This window comes from Kribbella alba (genome assembly GCF_039529635.1).
In the GTDB taxonomy this organism is placed as follows: domain Bacteria; phylum Actinomycetota; class Actinomycetes; order Propionibacteriales; family Kribbellaceae; genus Kribbella; species Kribbella alba.
Genome location: NZ_BAAANE010000010.1, coordinates 109,710 through 124,573, shown reverse-complemented (window position 1 = coordinate 124,573; position 14,864 = coordinate 109,710). Strand labels below are relative to the sequence as shown.

12 protein-coding genes are annotated in these 14,864 nt (G+C 68.2%); 7 read left to right on the top strand and 5 right to left on the bottom strand.

The window, feature by feature from the left end; genetic code table 11:
* Positions 1-173: 173 nt before the first annotated feature.
* The 4 genes from ABD210_RS27735 (at position 174) to ABD210_RS27720 (ending at position 3,879) form a co-directional block, all read left to right on the top strand.
* Entirely contained in the window at positions 174-1,385 is a 1,212-nt protein-coding gene (locus ABD210_RS27735) for an NAD(P)-dependent malic enzyme (RefSeq protein ID WP_344115313.1), read from the top strand.
* A 490-nt stretch (positions 1,386-1,875) separates the two neighbouring features.
* On the top strand, positions 1,876-2,844 hold the full coding sequence (locus tag ABD210_RS27730; protein WP_344115311.1) for a zinc-binding dehydrogenase: 969 nt from the start codon (positions 1,876-1,878) through the stop codon (positions 2,842-2,844).
* The gene (locus tag ABD210_RS27725; protein WP_344115310.1) at positions 2,844-3,353 is read left to right on the top strand and encodes a GNAT family N-acetyltransferase; all 510 of its coding nucleotides are present in this window, start codon (positions 2,844-2,846) and stop codon (positions 3,351-3,353) included. Before ABD210_RS27730 ends, ABD210_RS27725 begins: the two co-directional genes overlap by 1 nt.
* Positions 3,354-3,579: 226 nt before the next feature.
* Positions 3,580-3,879, top strand: a complete 300-nt coding sequence (locus tag ABD210_RS27720; protein ID WP_344115308.1) for a WhiB family transcriptional regulator — start codon at positions 3,580-3,582, stop codon at positions 3,877-3,879.
* 60 nt (positions 3,880-3,939) lie between these two features.
* Here ABD210_RS27720 and ABD210_RS27715 read toward each other — a convergent pair whose 3' ends face one another.
* Positions 3,940-5,169: a sodium:proton exchanger gene (locus tag ABD210_RS27715; protein ID WP_344115307.1), complete on the bottom strand. Its 1,230-nt coding sequence runs from the start codon at positions 5,167-5,169 to the stop codon at positions 3,940-3,942.
* 115 nt (positions 5,170-5,284) lie between these two features.
* Here ABD210_RS27715 and ABD210_RS27710 point away from each other — a divergent pair, with 115 nt between their 5' ends.
* Positions 5,285-5,662 carry an ArsR/SmtB family transcription factor gene (locus ABD210_RS27710; RefSeq protein WP_344115305.1) on the top strand — a complete coding sequence of 126 codons (378 nt, stop codon included), beginning with the start codon at positions 5,285-5,287 and terminating at the stop codon, positions 5,660-5,662.
* 246 nt (positions 5,663-5,908) lie between these two features.
* Here ABD210_RS27710 and ABD210_RS27705 read toward each other — a convergent pair whose 3' ends face one another.
* The 4 genes from ABD210_RS27705 to ABD210_RS27690 all read right to left on the bottom strand — a co-directional run bounded on the left by ABD210_RS27705 (position 5,909) and on the right by ABD210_RS27690 (position 11,565).
* The gene (locus ABD210_RS27705) at positions 5,909-6,631 is read right to left on the bottom strand and encodes an AAA family ATPase (RefSeq protein WP_344115303.1); all 723 of its coding nucleotides are present in this window, start codon (positions 6,629-6,631) and stop codon (positions 5,909-5,911) included.
* A 58-nt stretch (positions 6,632-6,689) separates the two neighbouring features.
* Positions 6,690-6,869, bottom strand: coding sequence for a DUF6104 family protein (locus ABD210_RS27700; protein WP_344115302.1), 180 nt, complete (start codon positions 6,867-6,869; stop codon positions 6,690-6,692).
* 1 nt (position 6,870) lies between these two features.
* Positions 6,871-10,749 carry a multifunctional oxoglutarate decarboxylase/oxoglutarate dehydrogenase thiamine pyrophosphate-binding subunit/dihydrolipoyllysine-residue succinyltransferase subunit gene (locus ABD210_RS27695; RefSeq protein ID WP_344115300.1) on the bottom strand — a complete coding sequence of 1,293 codons (3,879 nt, stop codon included), beginning with the start codon at positions 10,747-10,749 and terminating at the stop codon, positions 6,871-6,873.
* Between the two features lie 411 nt (positions 10,750-11,160).
* Positions 11,161-11,565 (bottom strand): DUF3052 domain-containing protein, encoded by a 405-nt coding sequence (locus ABD210_RS27690; RefSeq protein ID WP_344115299.1) that lies wholly within the window; start codon positions 11,563-11,565, stop codon positions 11,161-11,163.
* Between the two features lie 384 nt (positions 11,566-11,949).
* Here ABD210_RS27690 and ABD210_RS27685 point away from each other — a divergent pair, with 384 nt between their 5' ends.
* Both ABD210_RS27685 and ABD210_RS27680 read left to right on the top strand, forming a co-directional pair.
* Positions 11,950-12,621 (top strand): FadR/GntR family transcriptional regulator, encoded by a 672-nt coding sequence (locus tag ABD210_RS27685; protein ID WP_344115298.1) that lies wholly within the window; start codon positions 11,950-11,952, stop codon positions 12,619-12,621.
* Between the two features lie 287 nt (positions 12,622-12,908).
* Entirely contained in the window at positions 12,909-14,591 is a 1,683-nt protein-coding gene (locus tag ABD210_RS27680) for an ABC-F family ATP-binding cassette domain-containing protein (RefSeq protein WP_344115296.1), read from the top strand.
* Positions 14,592-14,864: the final 273 nt, after the last annotated feature.

Below are 14,864 nucleotides of genomic sequence, written 5' to 3'. Positions count from 1 at the left end.
CACTGGCTGTGGGGGTCCTCACAGAAGAGACCAGTGCACCCTGTGGTTTACTCGTAGCCACGGGTGACCCCCGAGTGGCAACGGCGGTGCTCGACGCACCCGAACGAACCGCCCAAGCCCCCCTCTGCCGGTAAAACGCTTGCCCGCTCCTGCTGGGCTGATGAAGGGTCACCATGGCTGCCGAACCGTTCCCGTCCGAACCGTCGACCGATCCCCTGACCGATCCGTACGCCGGCGACCCGGTGTTCGAGCTGCACCGGGGCGGCAAGATCGAGGTCACGTCGTCCGTCCAGGTCACCAACGCCGACGAGTTGTCGATGGCCTACACCCCGGGAGTCGCCCGGGTCTGCACCGCGATCGCGGAGAACCCGTCGCTGGTCCGCAAGTACACCTGGAAGTCCAATGTGGTCGCCGTCGTGACGGACGGGACCGCAGTACTGGGCCTCGGTGACATCGGCCCGGCCGCGTCGCTGCCGGTGATGGAGGGCAAGGCCCTGCTGTTCAAGGAGTTCGGCGGCGTCGACTCCGTACCGATCGCGCTGGACTGCACCGACGTGGACGAGTTCGTCGAGACCGTCGCCCGGCTCGCCCCGACCTTCGGCGGCATCAACCTGGAGGACATCTCCGCACCCCGCTGCTTCGAGATCGAGCGCCGGCTGAAGGAACGCCTGGACATCCCGGTCTTCCACGACGACCAGCACGGTACGGCGGTCGTCGTACTGGCGGCTCTACGGAACGCCCTGCGGCTGACCGGCAAGTCGATCTCTGACATCCGGGTCGTCATCTCGGGTGCGGGTGCCGCCGGTGTGGCGTGCGCCCGGATCCTGTTGCAGGCGGGGGTCGGCGACCTGGCCGTTGTGGACAGCAAGGGTGTGCTGTCGGAAGATCGCGCAGACTTGAACCCGGTGAAGCTGTCACTCGCCCAGGACACCAACACAGGCGGGCTCTCCGGCCGCCTGGTGGATGCCCTCGACGGCGCGGACGTCTTCCTCGGCGTCTCCGGCGGCACCGTCCCGGAAGATGCGATCGCCCGAATGGCGCCCGGGGCAATGATCTTCGCGCTCGCGAACCCGAACCCCGAGGTCCACCCCGACATCGCCCACCGGTACGCCGCGGTGGTGGCGACGGGCCGCTCCGACTTCCCCAACCAGATCAACAACGTCCTGGCGTTCCCCGGCATCTTCCGAGGCGCCCTGGACGTCAACGCCTCCCGAATCACCGAAGGCATGAAACTAGCCGCCGCCGAAGCCCTGGCCGCCCTCATCTCCGACCAGGACCTCCGCGCCGACTACGTCATCCCCTCCCCCTTCGACCCCCGGGTCGCCCCCGCCGTGGCCGACGCAGTGTCGAAGGCCGCCCGCGAGGACGGCGTAGCCCGCCCTTAGCCCAGGTACGCCGACACCTTGCCCGGCCCCGGCTGGTCCTGCGCCGGCCGTCCTGCGCCTGCAGGTCTAGTGGGGCCGGCGGCGGCTGCCCAGCGCCGGCTGGTCCGCGCCGGTCGGCGGCGCTCGCGGTTGGACTCGCTCGTTGGGGGTTGCCCCCTGAAAGTGTGGGTTGCCCCTCCAGATTCTGATGGGGCAACCCACAACATCAGTGGGTAACCCTGTCTCGATCAGTGGGTAACCCTGTCGCGCTGGAACGGGGATGGAGTGACCCGGCATCTCGTGTCCGGGGTCCCCGTTTGGTGTCCGAGCCCGCTATGTCTGCCGCGGTCCCGGGGGTGTACGCCGCGCCCGGGAGCGGACGCGGCGCCTCGACCTTCTCGCCACGCGTCTGAGACCAACGGCGTGACCGGCGGGCTGGGGGCGCGGCGGTGGTCTGTGGGCGGTGATGTCGGTAACTGACGGCGCGGGGGTGCGGGCCTAGGGTGGCGGCATGCTTGCTGCTTATGCCGCCAGGTTCAGTCCGGAAGATCCGATCTCGGCGTTAGAGGTCGGGGAGCGACCTGAGCCGGTGGCGCCGGATGGGTGGGTGACCATCGACGTCAAGGCGTCCGCGTTGAACCACCACGATCTGTGGTCCCTCAAGGGTGTCGGGCTGGCCGAGCAGAACCTGCCGATGATCCTGGGGTGCGATGCCGCCGGGATCGACCCCGACGGCAATGAGGTCGTCGTGCATGCGGTGATCTCGGATCCTTCCTGGAAGGGCGACGAGACGCTTGATCCGAAGCGGTCGCTGTTGAGCGAGCGGTATCAGGGCACGCTGGCGGAGAAGGTCGTCGTTCCCGCGCACAACGTCGTACCGAAGCCGGCCGGGCTGAGTTTCGAGCAGGCCGCGTGCCTGCCGACCGCCTGGTTGACGGCGTACCGCATGCTCTTCACCCAGTCGGGGCTGAAGCCGGGCGACACCGTGCTGGTGCAGGGCGCCGGCGGCGGGGTGGCGAGCTCGCTGATCACGCTGGCTCGTGCGGCCGGGATCCGCGTTTGGGCGACCAGTCGGGACGAGGCCAAGCGCGCCAAGGCCTTGGAGATCGGCGCACATGAGTCATTCGAGTCCGGCGCGCGGTTGCCCGAGCGGGTCGACGCGGTGATGGAGACCGTCGGGCAGGCGACCTGGTCGCACTCGCTCAAGTCGCTCAAGCAGGGCGGCACGCTGGTGATCTCCGGCGCGACCAGTGGTCAGGCGCCGAAATCGGCCGAGTTGAACCGGATCTTCTTCCTGCAACTCAGGATCCAGGGCTCGACCATGGGGACCCGCACCGAGTTGGCCGAGCTGGTCCGGTTCATGGCGAACGCGGGGATCTCGCCACACATCGACACCACGTTGCCGTTGGCGGACGCGCGGAAGGGGTTCGCCAAGATGAACGAGGGCGATGTGTTCGGCAAGATCGTCTTCACCGTCTGATGGAACTCCAGATCCGCCGCGCGGAGGTCGTGGACGCCGAGGCGGGCGCCTGGTGTCACCTGCTCTGCTGGCGGGAGGCGTACGCCGGGTTGCTGGAGCCCGCGAGGCTCGCGGAGAAGACCGGCGACGTGGAAAGGCGTACGGAGAAGTGGGCCGGAGCCATCGAGGCCGGCCTGGTGAGGTGGATCGCGCTCAGCCCCGACCCTGCCGCGCCCGTCGAGGACCGCGTGATCGGGTTCTCCGCGCCTGGCCCCGCCAGGGACGAGGATGCGCCGACGCCCCTGGAGCTGTACGCGATCTACGCCCGGCAAGGGTGGTGGGGGAGCGGGCTGGCCAACCGGCTGCTGGATGTTGCCATTGGCAAGGAGGCGGCCAGCCTGTGGGTGCTGGAGGGGAACCAGCGGGCGCGGGCGTTCTACCGGCGGCACGGTTTCGCCGAGGACGGAGTACGGGTGGACGAGCCGTTCTTCGGCGTACCGGAGATCCGGATGGTTCGTCCGGCCGGGTGAGATTCGTCCGGCCCGGTGAGAACGGCGCGGTGAGAATACTGAGAAATCACGGGCTTTCCGGGTGCCAGCGGTGCCAGCGGCACTGATGTGACAGCTCCCGGGCGGGACGTTTCATGGCTGAAACATTGTCGTCGCACCCGGGCAACGAGCCTGGAGCAGTCTGTTCCTACCGCGGGAAACCCCCGTGGACTCGATCCGCCCGATCGAAGAGGGAGCAGGAGTGCCCATGAGGCCGACCTTGACGGTGATCGCCGACCCCGCCGACCGCTGGATGATGAAGGCCGCGTGCGTCGGCCAGGCGCCGGCGTACGACGAGACCGCGAGCCAGTGGGAACAGCGCAAGGCCCAGGCTGTGTGCCTGACGGCCTGCCCGGTCCTCGAGGAGTGCCGCGAGTGGGCCCGCCGGACCAAGTTCACCGGGACCGCGGCTGGTGAGAAGTTCCTGTACGGACGTCGTCGCGGACGTCCGGGACCCGCCGAGCGCCGTCGTCCGGCGGTTGGCGTCGAGGAGCAGCAGGCCAGCTGAGGACAAAAGGAAGCTGCGGATGGTTTCGACCATCCGCAGCTTCCTTTTTCGTTGGAGGTCTTAGACGCCCACGAGTTCGTCCGAGCGCTCCTCGTCCTTCGCGGTACGCCGGAACGGGGCCGTGATGATGGGGAGCACCTCGCGGCGGTTGCGGATCAAGGCGGCGATCGCCAGGGCGAGGTAGATGCCGCTCAGGATGTAGCGGCCGGTCTGGCCGGGAATCGCGAACTGTACGGCGAACAGGCCCAGCAAGGTCCACGCCGCCCAGCGGGGGAAGCGCAGCGTCAGCAGGACGGCGAGCGCCATCACGGTCTGGGTAGCAGTGAGGAGGAACTCCTCGACCTGGCGGCCGTCCAGCGCGAGGGATGCGGGGCCGCCGCCGATGCCATAGGCGATCGGGAGGCTGCCGATCAGCAGCGTCCACTGGTTCACCTTGGCGGAGATGAGCAGGCCGAGTGCCGCAGCGCCCTTGCCGCGCCAGGCGAACAGGATCGCCACGATGAATTCCGGCGCCTCCGAAGCCAGCGGAGCCAGCCACTGCACCAGCAGGAACTGGTCGATCCCCAGTGCCTTGCCGCCTTCGACTAGTGAGTTCGCGAACGGCTCGGCCGCGAGCAGGATCACCGCAGCCGCCACTAGGAACATCGAGATCACAGCAGTGCGACGCTGCACGGTCGGGAGACCGCCGATCAGTGCAGCGGGCCCGATGAGGTCCGGCTCCTCGTCGTGCCCCGACGCGGCTGCCCGCCAGAGGTAGTACGCGAAGAAGGCCAGCAGGGCGATGCCAAGCACCAAGTGGATCTGCCCTGTAACCGGGATGATGAACGCAACCACGCTGGCGACTGCCAGGAAGCCCAGTTCACGCTTGTAGCCGGAATCGAGCACTAGTGCCTTGACTGTCCGCCCGCTGCGCCGGCTCGCGACGTACAGGCTGATCAGTGCGACGCTGGACCAGCCGAGGCCGAGCAACAGCCGGTTGGACCCGGTCATATTGGCTGCGGCATACGGCACGTACTCCGGGTTGCTGCCTGCGGTGTGCGCGAAATAGAGGTCCACCGCGTACTCCGGCAGTACGGCGATGACCGCCAGCAGCGCGATCGCCAGACCGCCGGAGATGTCGACCTCGGCCGCCTCGGCCGCCCAAGCGAGCACGAACGACGCGGCGACCACCCCGAGGCCGAAGACAACGATGGCCAAGGGAGGCGACGGATGCACGCCGGAGAGGCGCAGAACGACCGCCGGAACTGCCGCGAGGAGGCAGAGGAGCACGGGGCGAAGAGCTCTGATCACGACGTCAAGCCTGCCACCATTTCGATACTTTCGCAATTGCGAAAGTATGAGACCGTGCTCACCACCGGCCTGCCGTACTGCGCCGGGGCTCTGCAGAGGTGACAATGACTCAGCCATGACCACGTCACCTCCTGAACCGACCAAGGCGCAGCTCGATTCCGCCGCCGGTACGTTCGCGATGCTCTCGGCGCCTGTACGGCTCCACCTCGTCTCGCTGGCAGCCCAGGGCGAGTACGACGTCGGCACGCTGGCCGAGCGCGTCGGGGTCAGCATCGCGACCGCCAGCCAGCACCTCGGCAAGCTGCGGCTGGCGGGCATCATCACAGCCCGCCGCGACGGCCGCCGCCACATCTACACCGTCGACGACCCGCACGTGCTCAACATGGTCGACCAGATCTTCGAGCACATCGCCCCCGACGGCTCCCTGGCCCCCGATCCGCCGCTACGCCGCCGCCCACCCCGCGCGGACGAGCCGGCACCAGAGGCCGACTAGCGCGCTACAGCCGGAGTTTGTGATGTTGCGGGGACAGGCCCGGACTGCGCAGCGGTCCCGAAGCGGCGACCTTGAACACCAAGCAGGGACCGCGGACACGAAATAACGTGTTCAAGGCCCCGACTACCTGTCCCAGGTCCCCACTCTTGGTCAGGGCCGCACCCACCCAGCCCTCCGCGGCCCCCTGCCGAAAGGCATCATCACGAACTACGGCTGTCGTATTAGCCGGTACTGCGCTCTGCCGGGCTAGAGGATGTGCCGCAGGTACCGGTCCGGCGCATCCAGGTAGGCGCGCCAGTTCCGCACGAGCTCGAGCTCGGCCCAGGTCGTCCGGCGGATGCCCCAGTCGCCGATCTCCAGGATGGTTGCGCCGGGCAAGGAACAGACGATAGGGGAGTGGGTCGCGCACAAGACCTGCGAGCCGGCGCCCGTGAGCTCGCTCAGTACGCCGACCAGCGCCAGGCTCGAGGAGAACGACAGGGCCGACTCGGGCTCGTCCAGGCAATAGAGCCCGGGACTGTCGAACCGGCTCCGCAACACCTCCAGAAATCCCTCGCCGTGGCTCAGCTCGTGGAACCGGGGATCCTCCCGGTAGGAACTCGGGTTCTGCTCGAGGTACGTATAGTACCCATGCATCGTCTCGGCGCGGAGGAAGAACCCCCAGCGCGCGGCGCCGGCGCCACGCGTCAGGTGGATGTCCGCCGACAACGACGACTCCGACGAACGGGTGCTCAGCCGGGCGCCGGTGGAACCACCTTCGGGCGACATGCCGAACGCGATCGCGATGGCCTCGACGAGAGTGGACTTGCCGGTGCCGTTCTCGCCGACCAGGAAGGTGACACCGGCCTCGAGATCCAGCCCGTCCGAAAGAAGCTGCCGCACCGCGGGGATGGTGTGCGGCCAGTGTGAGCGCAGACTGACGTTCTCGCCGGCCGCGACCCGGCGTACGGGATGATCGGCGAAGGGCATTCGCTCAGGGTAGGACAACGGCCGGGCCAGCGGTGCTGGCGCCAACGGGTCCGGCCGGTCAGTCCTCCTCGTCGTCGTCGAGGCGGGCCAGCCAGGTGGCGAACCGCTCTGTCGGGGTTTCGAACTCGGGATTCAGGTCGACGAACTCGCGCAGCCGCTCCGCGACCCAGGCCAGCGTGACGACTTCCTCGCCACGCCGGCCCTCGAGTTCCTCGATCCCTCGGTCGGTGAAGTACACGTCAGCTGAACGCCTGCTTCATCAGCGTGGCCTGCTCCGCGACGTGCACGCCGTGCGAGCCGACCGACGGGGCGGACATGGCCGGCCGGGACACCCGGTAGAACGGCAGGCCGCCCAGGTGCTCGGTCAGGTTCAGCGCCATGAAGGGCCACGGGCCCTGGTTCGCCGGCTCGTCCTGCACCCAGCGGACCTCTTGCAGGTTCGGGTACTTCGCCAGCTCGGCCTTGATCTCCTCGGCGGGCAGCGGGTAGAGCTGCTCGATCCGCAGGACGGCGGTGCTGATCTTGTCCGGCTCCGACTTCTTGCGCTCGGCAAGCAGGTCGTAGCTGATCCGGCCGGAAGCCAGGATCATCCGCTCGACGGCTGCCGTGTTCTGCTCGGCCTCCGGGTCGTTGAGGACCGGCCGGAAGGTGCCGCTGGTGAGCTCCTCCGGCTGCGACACCGCTGCCTTCAACCGGAGCAGCTGCTTCGGGGTGAAGACGATCAGCGGGTTGTGCTCCTCCTGCAGCGTATGCCGCCGCAGCAGGTGGAAGTACGACGCTGGCGTGGACGGCTGGGCCACCGTCATCGCGTTCTCCGCGCACAGTGCCATGAACCGCTCGATCCGGGCGGACGAGTGGTCCGGGCCCTGGCCCTCGTAGCCGTGCGGCAGCAGCAGCACGACGCCGGACTTCTGACCCCATTTCGCCTCACCGGCCGAGATGTACTCGTCGATGATCGACTGGGCGCCGTTGACGAAGTCGCCGAACTGGGCCTCCCAGAGGACCAGCGCCTCGGGCCTTGCCACCGAGTACCCGTACTCGAAGCCGAGTGCGGCGTACTCGCTGAGCAGCGAGTCGTAGACGTAGAAGTTCGCCTGGCCCTCGTCGAGGTTCTGCAGCGGGACGTAGTCCTGCCCGTTGACCCGGTCGATGATCGCGGCGAACCGCTGCACGAACGTGCCGCGGCGGCTGTCCTGACCAGCAAGGCGGACCGGGCGCCCGGCCAGCAGCAGCGAGCCGAACGCGGTGATCTCCGCGCTGGCCCAGTCCACCGGGCCCTGGGTGATCGCGGCGGCGCGACGCTGCAACTGCGGCAGCACCTTCGGGTGGGCGGTGAAGCCCTCCGGCAGGCTGGTGTACGCGTCGGCGATCTTCTTCAGTACTTCGGGGCTGGTCGCGGTGGCGTCCGGACCCTCGGGCTTGTCCGGGTAGACCGGCACGGTCACGTACGGCGCCGGCGTGTCCGGCTGGCTCTTGGCCTCGCGGACCTCGGTGAACACCCGCTCCAGCCGCTGCTGGAAGTCCCGCATCGCCTGCTCGGCCTCTTCCACCGTGATGTCGCCACGGCCGATCAGGGCCTCGGTGTAGAGCTTGCGGACGGACCGCTTCTGCTCGATCAGGTCGTACATCAGCGGCTGGGTGAAGCTCGGGTCGTCGCCCTCGTTGTGACCGCGACGGCGGTAGCAGACCAGGTCGATCACGACGTCCTTGTTGAACGCCTGGCGATACTCGAAGGCCAGGTCCGCGACCCGGATGCAGGCCTCGGGGTCGTCGCCGTTCACGTGGAAGATCGGCGCCTGCACCATCCGCGCGACGTCGGTGCTGTACATCGACGAGCGGGACGAGGCCGGCGAGGTGGTGAAGCCGACCTGGTTGTTCACGATCACGTGGACCGTGCCGCCGGTGCGGTAGCCGCGCAGCTGGGACAGGTTCAGCGTCTCCGCCACCACGCCCTGGCCGGCGAAGGCCGCGTCACCGTGGACCAGGACCGGCAGCACCGGGAACGCGGCGCCCTGGTCGAGGATGTCCTGCTTGGCGCGGACGATGCCCTCGAGGACCGGGTCGACGGTCTCCAGGTGGGACGGGTTGGCCGCCACGGACACCTTGATCTTGTCGCCGAACTCGGAGACGAACTCGCCCTCGGCGCCCAGGTGGTACTTCACGTCACCGGAGCCCTGGACCGTCCGCGGGTCGATGTTGCCGTCGAACTCGCGGAAGATCTGGCCGTACGACTTGCCGACGATGTTGGCCAGCACGTTCAGCCGGCCGCGGTGCGCCATCCCGATGGTGACCTCGTCCAGCCCGGCGCCGGCGGCCTCCTCGCAGATCTCGTCGAGCAGCGGGATGGTGGTCTCGGCGCCCTCGAGCGAGAACCGCTTCTGGCCGACGTACTTGGTCTGCAGGAAGGTCTCGAAGGCCTCGGCCTCGTTCAGCTTGGCCAGGATCCGCAGTTGCTCCTCGCGCGGCGGCTTGGTGTGCGGCCGCTCGATCCGCTCCTGCAGCCACTTGCGCTGCTCCGGGTCCTGGATGTGCATGTACTCCACGCCGACCGTGCGGCAGTACGAGTCGCGCAGGATGCCGAGGATCTCGCGCAGCTTCATGAACTTGCGGTCGGCCTGGGCGCCGAACGAGCCGGTGGCGAACTCGCGGTCAAGGTCCCACAGGGTCAGGCCGTGGGTGGCCACGTCGAGGTCGGGGTGGCTGCGCTGCTTGTATTCCAGCGGGTCGGTGTCGGCCATGATGTGGCCGCGCACCCGGTACGCGTGGATCAGCTCGAGGATCCGGGCCTGCTTGCTGATGTCCTCCTCGTGGCTGTGCGGGAGGTCGGCGGCCCAGCGGATCGGCTCGTAGGGGATTCGCAGCGACTGGAAGATCTCGTCGTAGAAGCCCTCCTCGCCGAGCAGCAGTTTGTGCAGCCGGCGCAGGAACTCACCTGACTGGGCGCCCTGGATGATCCGGTGGTCATAGGTCGAGGTCAGCGTCATCACCTTGCTGACCGCGAGCTTGGCCATCGTCTCCTCGGCCGCACCCTGGTACTCCGGCGCGTACTCCATCGCGCCGACGCCGATGATGCAGCCCTGGCCGCTCATGAGCCGCGGCACCGAGTGCTGGGTGCCGATGGTGCCGGGGTTGGTCAGGCTGATCGTGGTGCCCTGGAAGTCGGGCAGCGCGAGCTTGTTGTCCCGGGCCCGCCGGACGATGTCCTCGTAGGCCATCCAGAACTCGGCGAACGTCATCGACTCGGCCGCCTTGATCGACGGAACCAGCAGCTGCCGGGTGCCGTCCGGCTTCTGCATGTCGATGGCCAGACCGAGGTTGATGTGCTCCGGCTGGACCAGGGTCGGCTTGCCGTCGGTCTCGTCGTACGAGGCGTTCATCTCCGGCAGCGTCTTGAGCGCCTTCACCAGGGCCCAGCCGACCAGGTGGGTGAAGGAGATCTTGCCGCCGCGGGCGCGCTTGAGGTGGTTGTTGACGACGATGCGGTTGTCGATCAGCAGCTTGACCGGCACCTGCCGCACGCTGGTCGCGGTGGGGACCTGGAGGCTGGTCTCCATGTTCTGCGCCGTCCGCGCGGGCGCGCCGCGCAGGATCACTCGCTTCGCGTCCGTGCTGGTCGCGGGAGCCGGCTTGGGTTGGGCGCTGGGCGGCTGGTTCACCGTGCCTCCGGTCGGGGCGCCGCTCGCGGCGGGCGCGGCTTTCTGCGGGTCTGCTGCGGGTTGAGTGGGTTGCTTGTTCTGGGCCAGCTGTGCGGGCTGGGCAGCGGCCGGCTTGCCGTTCGCGGTCGAGGCCGTGGTCGCGGCAGGCGTCTGTACTGCGGACGCGGGCGCGGCGGCGGCTGCCGCGGCAGCCGGCTGGCTCGAAGCGGGCGCGGCGGGCGCAGTACCGCGGCTCGGCGCCTCGGGCGTCTTGTTGTCTGACACTGCATCGGGACGGGGAGCGTCGGCCGGGCTGGTGTTCACCGGCTTCGCATCACCCGGGCTGTACCCCTTGAAGAAGTTTCCCCAGGCCTGGTCCACCGACTTCGGATCCTGGAGGTACTTCTCGTACATCTCGTCGACCAGCCATTCGTTCGCTCCGAAGGCTGCAAGGGGATTCGTCTCTGATGGCTCGGTGGCCACTTGGCAGTTCGCCTCTTCCGATCGGGTCAGATACCACTGTTATGACTACGGAAGCTATGGGGTGCTTCCGGAGCCAAGGCTAATAGCTGCCGCAACACTTCTGCAGCCCGGGATCACCGGACCAGTCGATCGAGTGGTTGAGGCGCGACGACTTGATCGGTCGACGCCTGGAACACCTTCTCCCGTTGTGTTTCAGCGATGTTGCCGAGTTGCTCGCTTCTGACGCGTTGGCCCGGCCTCGGATGGGCTGCCGGACCCGTTGCAGAGTGGGGATCCGGCCATGTGTCCGGGGGATTTCGGCGCTTGCTGGGAGCGTGGCTGGCCACTGTATGCAACTGCGCGCTTGCGGCCGGTCATGCTCACCTGTGGACAAAGATGTGGTGAAGGTCACTCACTGATTCAGTCCAGTTCTCAGCGATTGGCCAGACGCCGAACCAGTTTCAGACCCGACCAGATGGCATCGATCGCACAGACCTTCACATCCACCACGCCGAGCGGCAGCGCCAGCTCACGGACCCCGTTCTCGTCCAGGTCGGTCGGTACGCCGGACGACCGCTTCGGCCACGCGACCCAGATCATCCCGGCTGTCCTGGTTCTCGGCAACAGCACGGGCAGCACCTTCGCCAGCCGCGCCCGGTCCGGACAGAAGGCCAGGATCACGTCGTACTCCGACCGCCCGAGCCGGGTGATCGGCGTGACCCCGTCGGGAAGCCCCTCGACCACGAACCCGGTCGGCGCGTTGTCCAGCACCACCGAGTGCTCCGGCTTGATCCCGAGCTTGGTGGCCAGCGGCTTCCCGGAGTACCCGACGGTCATGAGCCCGATGATCAACCCGCGCTGCCCCGAGATCAACCCGCGCCGCCCCGAGATCAACCCGCGCCGCCCCGAGATCAACCCGCGCCGCCCCGAGAAGAACCCCCACGCCGCCCGAAGACCCCCCCCGCGCCGCCCGAAGACCCCGCCGCGCCGTCCGAAGACCCCCCGCGCCGGCTCCGCAGTACGGGGACCTGGCGGCGCGCGGTACCGGGCCCACGCCGGGCCCACGCCGGGCTCCGTAGTACGGGGGACCTGGCGGCGCGTCGTACTGGGCCCACGCCGGCTCCGCAGTACAGGGACCCGGCGGCGCGCCGCACAGACTTGCCGCGATCGCAGGTGGCGCCGGTGAGGGATTACGCGGGCGGCCGGCGGCATACTGACTCAATGGCGCTGACGGATGAGGCGATCGTCAAGATCAAAGGGATGATCACCTCGGGGGAATTGGGGCCGGGGGACCGGTTGCCGAACGAGGCGGATCTAGCGGCTCGGCTGGGGTTGTCGCGGAACTCACTGCGAGAGGCAGTGAAGGCGCTGACGCTCGTCAATGTGCTGGACGTGCGGCACGGCGACGGCACCTACGTGACCAGCCTCGACTCGGCGCACCTGCTGGACGCGCTGAGCTTCATGGTCGACCTGCACCAGGACGATTCGGTCCTGCAGTTCTTCGAGGTACGACGGCTGCTCGAGCCCGGGGTCGCCGCGCTCGCGGCCGGACGCATCACCAAGGAGCAGTTGGCGGACCTCCGCCTGCTCACCAGCGACCTCACTTCGGAGCCGGAAGTCGACGACCTCGTCGCCAACGACCTGAGGTTCCACCGCGGCATTGCCGAGGCGACCGGGAACGCGATCGTCTGCTCGCTCCTCGACGGCATCTCCGGCGCCACCCAGCGCGCCCGGATCTGGCGAGGCGTCACCCAAGCCGGTGCGGTCCAACGAACCCTCGCCGAACACACCGCGATCCTCGACGCCATCGAACTCGGCGATGCCGAAGCCGCCCGCGCCTGGATGACCGCCCACATCGCCGGCGTCGAGAACTGGCTCCGCAAAGCGCCCTGATCCAGCGGACCGCCAACACTCACCAAGCCCTGGTCCAAGCCAGACCGCGCGCTGGGAGATGTCCGCTGGCGGCGATGCCTGGCGACTTGGTGAGTGCCGGCGGTCCGGGTGACGCGGTTACGGTCCGGGTTATGCGGTTGAAGGGACAATGCGCTGTCCTCTAGCCTTGTTGAGTCTCATTGCCTACGTCAGGGGTGCGGGTTGTCGAACTGAGGTCTGTTTCTGCAGCGGTTGATCGCCACCGATCTGGTGCGTGATCTCGTTCGAGACCTCGGAGTGCCACCCTGATGAGCTATTCACTGACCTGTACCGACCTCTTTTTCGCCTGGCCCGACGGCGAGGTGCTGTTCGACGGCCTCACCTTCGTCGCCGGCCCGGTCCGCTCGGGACTGGTCGGCCGCAACGGCGCCGGCAAGTCCACCCTGCTCCGGCTGATCGCCGGCCGCCTGAACCCGCAACGCGGCTCGATCCGCGTCAGTGGCGAACTCGGCTACCTCCCGCAGGACCTGACCCTCGACACCACCCTGACCGTCGACCAGGCCCTCGGCATCGCGGCGATCCGGCAGGCCATCGACGCCATCGAGCAGGGCGACGCGTCGGAGCAGAACTTCGCGATCGTCGGCGACGGCTGGGACGTGGAGGAGCGGGCCGAGGCGACTCTCGGCAAGCTGGGCCTCGGCTCGATCGGCCTGGACCGCAGCGTCGGTGAACTGTCCGGCGGCGAGACGATCCTGCTCGGCCTGGCCGCCGAACTCCTCAAACGCCCGGACGTCCTGCTGCTGGACGAGCCGACGAACAACCTCGACCTGCGCGCCCGCCAGCACCTGTACGACGCGGTCGACACGTTCCGGGGGGCTCTGCTGATCGTGAGCCACGACCGCGAACTCCTCGATCGGGTCGACCAGATCGGCGACCTGCGCAAGGGCGACGTCACCTGGTACGGCGGCAACCTCACGGCGTACGAGGAGGCGGTCGCGGTCGAGCAGGAGGCGGCGGAGCGGATGGTCCGCAGCGCCGAGTCCGACCTGCGCAAGCAGAAGCGCGAACTGATGGAAGCGCGCATGAAGGTGGACCGTCGGCGCGCCGCGGGCCAACGCGCGTTCGAGCAGGGCGGGATCCCGAAAATCATCGCGGGCGGGTTGAAACGCTCCGCCCAGGTGTCAGCGGGCAAGCACATTGGCATGCACAGCGACAGGCTGGACGCCGCCCACGAGGCGTTGACCGAGGCGGAGGAGAAGGTCCACGACGACGAGCGCATTCGCGTAGACCTCCCGAAAACAACGGTTCCCCCCGGCCGCATTGTGCTGAAGCTCGAGGACCACGTACTCCGAACCGGCCTGCACGCCGATCTGGAGATCCGCGGCCCCGAGCGCATCGCCCTGGTCGGCCCGAACGGCGCCGGCAAAAGCACTTTGCTCCACGCCATCGCCGGCCAGACCGCTGGAGGCGGGCCAGTTGGTGGAGTGGCTGAGCCGCGTGGACAGGGTGGGTTGGGTGGACATGGTGGGCTGGGTAGAGCTGGTGAGAGGACTGATGGCGCCGAGCCGCTGGTTCCGTACCGGCTCTTGCCGCAACGGCTCGATCTGCTGCAGGACGACCTGTCTGTAGTGGAGAATCTGGCCCTGCTCGCCCCAAGCGCAGAGAACCAGGAACGCCGCGCTCGCCTCGCACGCTTCCTATTCAGGGGCCGAGCAGCAGACCAGCCCGTCAGCACCCTCTCCGGCGGCGAACGCTTCCGCGCAACCCTCGCAGCTCTTCTGCTGGCGGAACCACCGCCACAGCTGCTGATGCTGGACGAGCCGACAAACAACCTCGACCTCTCCAGCGTCGCCCAGCTCCAGGAAGCCCTTGCCTCGTACAACGGCGCCCTGCTGGTCGCCAGCCACGACCTCCCGTTCCTCCGAGAAATCGGGATCACCCGCTGGATCCAACTCGACCACGACGAACTCTCAGAAATCGACCCCCTCTAGCTCGTTCTCGGGCCTCGCGCCTCCGACAGCAGTTCGCCGAGGTCAGCGTCTGATCCTGCGCTGTGTCGTGATGCCCGTCGACTTCTGATGCCGTGGGTGACGCAAGCTTTCGGATGGTGTCACCTGAACGAAGGAAGCCAGTCAAGGACGGGTTGGCGGCGCACCGCTTGAGTGATCCCGTACGGCACGGCTGGCGGCGTAGTCAGAGGCCTATCTGTTCACCGCGCGGGCTGGGATTGCAGGGCGGTGTCCCCGGGGTATGTGGGGTCCTCG